This window comes from Desulfobacterales bacterium (assembly GCA_029211065.1).
Taxonomy (GTDB): Bacteria; Desulfobacterota; Desulfobacteria; order Desulfobacterales; family JARGFK01; genus JARGFK01.
This window is the reverse complement of record JARGFK010000204.1, coordinates 1-3,728: the sequence shown is the minus strand read 5'-3', so window position 1 is coordinate 3,728 and position 3,728 is coordinate 1. Positions and strand designations below refer to the sequence as shown.

The window sequence follows — 3,728 nt, the reverse complement described above, 5'->3', positions numbered from 1 at the left end:
TTGTCTAAAATTAACCTATCACCCTGATTCTTCAGGATCAACGAGGTTTTTTACTTTTCTTGACGGTGAATCAGGGTAAAGTGGGGCGAATTAAAACTTATTTTCTATATTTCTGGCAAGTCAGCTTGGCCCGACCCCATTTGCCGGTTTGTTTGCGTCCCGCAAAACTCATTGTGAAGCGTTGAACCCGGAAATAAATTTCACCACATTCACGGCTTTCAATCCGTCGATGTGGTGGTAGGCGGCCCCCAGAGACTCGGCCAAGAGGCGCATGTCTGTTGATTTCGTCCAGGTGGGCCGGGTGTCAACGGCGATGGCATGGATGCGATCTTTGCAGACAGCCCGGGCGATGGTATGGAGTTCATCTTTGATGTCGTTGAATTTGCAGGCGGGGTCATAGGGAACGTTGGCGTCTCCGTCGGAAATGACCACGAGCAGCGGCGTCAGGCCCGCGTCTTTGCGGCGTTCGGTTTTGATGATGTTCCATGCCTTCATCAGGCCGTCGGCAAAGGGCGTGGCGCCGCCGGTGGGAAGCGCTTTCAGGCGCTCCCGGGCCAGGGCCATGCTGGCTGTGGGCGGCAGCACGACTTCGGCTTTTTCATCCCAGAAAGAGACCATGGCCGTACGGTTTCTGGACAGCCGGGCTTTGGACAGGATCGAAAGGACCGCTCCCTTGGCCGCCGTCATGCGGGCCAGGGTTCCCTTGCCCATGGATTCGGACGCGTCCACCACAAAAACGATCAGCATGTTCCGGGGGCGCTTGAACACCTTTTTACGAAGATCAGCGCTGACAACGGAAAAGGACTCCAGGGTTGCAGCGGGCCCCTGCCGGATCATGGCCGCTCTTAAAGTCGAATCGACGGCCACGGCAAAGGAACGGTCGCCGCTTTTTAGCGGGGCCGATTTTACATAGCGGCCGGAGCGCGCATAGGTGTGGGATTTTTTGAGCCTTCCGACGGATTTTCCATTGATTTCAAACCCATCGATAAGCAGGTCGTCCACGCAGATCAGTTCATCGGCGTCGAATACAGTTTTTTTTTCTCCAGAAAAGAAAAAATCATGTCGGCATTCGATATGGCCATGGGACCCGGCACGGTGGTGGGCGTTTCGTACCAGCTGTCAAGCGCGTCGTCGCTGCTTTCAGCGACATGGCGCTGTTTGTCGTCTTGAACCTTGGCAAGGATCGCTTCGAGCTTTTCCCGGATTTTTTCAGGTGTGGCGATAAGGGCGCCGGTAATGCGGTGTAAAAGTACGTATCGGGCGGCTTCGAGGATGTGTTCTTTTTCAACTTCGCTTTTTTCCAGAACAGCGGCCAGGGCGGCGGCTGTTTTCAGAATGACAATATCCGCACGGTGCCCCTGGGCCCCGGCTTCCATGGAGAGGCGGACGGCAAGGGCGATCATCGGCTCGGGGATTTTGACTTCAGGCAGTGCCGTGCGGGCCTTGACCAGCTGCTGTGAAAGAATGGCTTCCGACTCGGTCCATCTGCTGATAAAGGCCTGGGGGTTGCGGTCAAACGCGATGCGCCGGCGGACGATCTCCTGGCGCATCTGATCGTCGCTGATGCTTTCCACCGTCAGACTCAAACCGAAGCGGTCCAGGAACTGGGGACGCAGATGACCCTCCTCGGGGTTCATGGTGCCGATCAGCATAAAAGCGGCCGGATGCGAATAGGAGATGCCTTCCCTTTCAACGATGTTGACCCCGGAAGCGGCGGCATCCAGCAATATGTCCACCAGATGATCATCCAACAGGTTGACTTCGTCCACGTACAGAATACCCCGGTTGGCAGCGGCCATCAGCCCCGGATCAAAGCGGCGCTTTCCGGTTTTCAGGGCGTGTTCCACATGCAGGGTGCCCACCACCCGGTCTTCGGTGGCGCTCAGGGGCAGGTCCACCACCGGCATGACCCGCCTTTCAACCGGAAGCGCCTCCGTGTTGGCAGCTTTTTCCCGGCAGTCCTCGCACATGTCGGCGGCAGCGCGTGTCGGGCAGTGAAAGGGGCAACCCCTGACGGCTTCGATTTCCGGCAATATATGGGCCAGCGCTCTGACGGCGGTCGTTTTGGCGGTGCCCTTGTGGCCGCTGACCAGAACGCCTCCGATACTCGGATCGACGGCGTTCAAAAGCAGCGCGGTTTTCATTTTTTCCTGGCCGATAATGGCCGAAAACGGATAGATATGATTTTTCATAATGAACGTTTTTTAAATTACCTTCCGTATTAACACCTGAATATTGCACGAGTTGGAGGCTTACATAGATCATTGCCGGATACTTGTCAAGATTACCTGATAGGCGGCAGAAAACGAGCGGGGTCGCGTCTACCCCAGATATTTCACGAAATGCATTCGTTCATTTGCAAGGCATTCAAAGGCGGTAGTGTAAAGAGTTTTTAGAACTTTTGCCTCCAGGCCTTCCGTCCTCCCAGTTTCATGGCCTTATTGGCGGGATTATTCTACCGATTCTCTTTTTGGATGTTATCAAATGAAACGTTATTTAATTATTGAATGTCCCACTTGACGTGATAGATGCCGAAAAACCACAACAAAGGAAATCGGCTAAAAACAGGAGGTGAAAGGCGGTTATGCCATGTCGGATACAAGAATAAATACAAACCTGTTCGATATCGGGGTTCCAAACAATGGGATGGATTGCCTGAAGTTCCAGTCTTTACAACCGAACATGACGTAACTGAAGATGTTCTCAACGCTGGATTGTCAAGACGCGGGTTCGAACGAAGCAGCTTGTTGCTTAAATTGGAAAAAAACCGTAAGATTCCGATGAAAGCTGTCTATTAAGGATAACCCCGAGAAGAGGTAACAGGGTAACAGCGGTTCTTGTATCTTTTCTTAACCAGAGGTTCAGGCAATATCACGAGGATAAGAATGATTAAGGATTTTCCCGCCATATGCGGCAATGAGGACAAGGTTAAAGAGATGGCAAGCAGCAAGAAAGAAAACATTTATGCCTCAATTTCAGATGTAAAGCTTGACAAGGTTCAGTCTTCCTTCGGGATAGCCCTGCACATGCATCAGCCTACAATTCCTGCTTCATCCGATGATTTAAGAAGTGCCGGTTTGATCAGCAATCTCCAGTATATGATGGAACATCAGGGAATCGGCGATAATCATAACGCCCCGGTCTATTTATGGTGTTATTCCCGGATGTCCGATTTTGTAAGGGAGTTATGCAGCAAGGGAAAGAGTCCCCGGGTTATGCTTGATTATTCGGGCAATCTCCTCTGGGGACTTAAGCAGATGGGGGAGGAGAAGGTTTTGGATAATCTTGGGCTGGTGACATGTGATGAGCATTATTACCGCAATGTTGAGTGGCTCGGAACGATGTGGTCGCATTCCGTTGTGTCATCGACCCCGATCCCTGATATAAAGTTACATATCAGGGCATGGCAGGAACATTTTGCTTCGACTTTCGGGCTTGACGCCCTGAAACGGGTTAAAGGGTCTTCCGCCCCCGAAATGAATCTACCTACACATCCTGACGTATGCTACGAATTTGTTGGGGCGTTGAAAGAATGCGGATATGAGTGGCTTATGGTTCAGGAGCACACTATCGAGAATATCGATGGATCAGGGATAGGATGTCGCGATTTGCCGCACAAACTGGTTGCCAAGAACTCGCTGGGACAGACTTAGGGGCCACTCATTTATTAAATAACATTAAATAGGGCTAACTAAATCAATTTAAAAATATCAACTTAAGCATGAAAG

The 3,728-nt window shown here is 51.6% G+C and carries 3 protein-coding genes; 1 reads left to right on the top strand and 2 read right to left on the bottom strand.

The window, feature by feature from the left end:
* Positions 1-168: 168 nt before the first annotated feature.
* Positions 169-1,002: a VWA domain-containing protein gene (locus tag P1P89_22590; protein MDF1594310.1), complete on the bottom strand. Its 834-nt coding sequence runs from the start codon at positions 1,000-1,002 to the stop codon at positions 169-171.
* Between the two features lie 5 nt (positions 1,003-1,007).
* The gene (locus P1P89_22585) at positions 1,008-2,192 is read right to left on the bottom strand and encodes an ATP-binding protein (protein ID MDF1594309.1); all 1,185 of its coding nucleotides are present in this window, start codon (positions 2,190-2,192) and stop codon (positions 1,008-1,010) included.
* A gap of 693 nt (positions 2,193-2,885) precedes the next feature.
* Here P1P89_22585 and P1P89_22580 point away from each other — a divergent pair.
* Positions 2,886-3,653 carry a hypothetical protein gene (locus P1P89_22580; GenBank protein MDF1594308.1) on the top strand — a complete coding sequence of 256 codons (768 nt, stop codon included), beginning with the start codon at positions 2,886-2,888 and terminating at the stop codon, positions 3,651-3,653.
* Positions 3,654-3,728 lie beyond the last annotated feature (75 nt).

Coding starts and splice junctions, on each gene's coding strand:
- P1P89_22585 (MDF1594309.1), bottom strand. CDS start 2,192: ATGAAAAATCATATCTATCCGTTTTCGGCCATTATCGGCCAGGAAAAA.
- P1P89_22580 (MDF1594308.1), top strand. CDS start 2,886: ATGATTAAGGATTTTCCCGCCATATGCGGCAATGAGGACAAGGTTAAA.